Origin of the sequence: Pseudomonas yamanorum, from assembly GCF_013386765.1 — a bacterium.
Classification (GTDB): Bacteria; Pseudomonadota; Gammaproteobacteria; order Pseudomonadales; family Pseudomonadaceae; genus Aquipseudomonas; species Aquipseudomonas yamanorum_A.
In genome coordinates this window covers 1-628 of sequence record NZ_JACARE010000080.1, presented here as the reverse complement: position 1 = coordinate 628, position 628 = coordinate 1, and the positions used below count along the sequence as shown (strand labels likewise).

The 628-nt window shown below is 61.3% G+C and carries 1 protein-coding gene; it reads right to left on the bottom strand.

Annotation, left to right across the window (positions count from 1 at the left end; all coding sequences use genetic code 11):
- Nucleotides 1-628, bottom strand: a 628-nt coding sequence (locus HX875_RS32945; RefSeq protein WP_256348227.1) for an ABC transporter substrate-binding protein, incomplete at both ends; no start/stop codon positions are given.

The following is a 628-nucleotide window of genomic DNA, read 5'->3' as shown; positions in this document are numbered from 1 at the left end:
GACACGAACTGGCCCGGCGCGACCTTGCCCGAACCGAAGAAAATGTTGTCGACGATGAACTGGCGGTTCAGCGCATACAGGATCGCCTGGCGCACCTTGGGGTTGTTCAGCGGTGGCTTGCGCGTGTTGATCTGCAGGAAGGCCAGGCCGGAATACAACTCCCAGCCTTTTTCCGAAGACTGCACGTCGGGCAAGGCGGTCAGGCGCTTGAGGTCGGAATAGTCGGCATCGCCGCTGCGCAGCACCTGCACGTCGTTGCGCTCGAAAGCGGCCGCACGGGACGAGCCGTCCGGGATCACGTGAAAGATGATGCCGTCGAGGTGCGGCAGGCCCTTTTTCCAGTAGTCAGGGTTCTTCGCCAATTTGATATAAGCGCCGCGCTTCCACTCCACAAACACGAATGGGCCGGTGCCGACGGGCTTGAGATTGTAAGGGTTGTTGCGAAAGTCGGTGTTCTCGTAGAGGTGCTTGGGCACCACAGGCCGCAGCCCGCTGCCCAGGGCCGAGAGCAGCGGTGCGAAAGGTTTCTTGAGCTGGAACACCACTTGCAGCGGGCCCTTGGCGGTGATGCTGTCGACGTATTCGGTGAAGACCCCGCCCAGTCGCTTGTCCACTTCGGGGTAGAAGG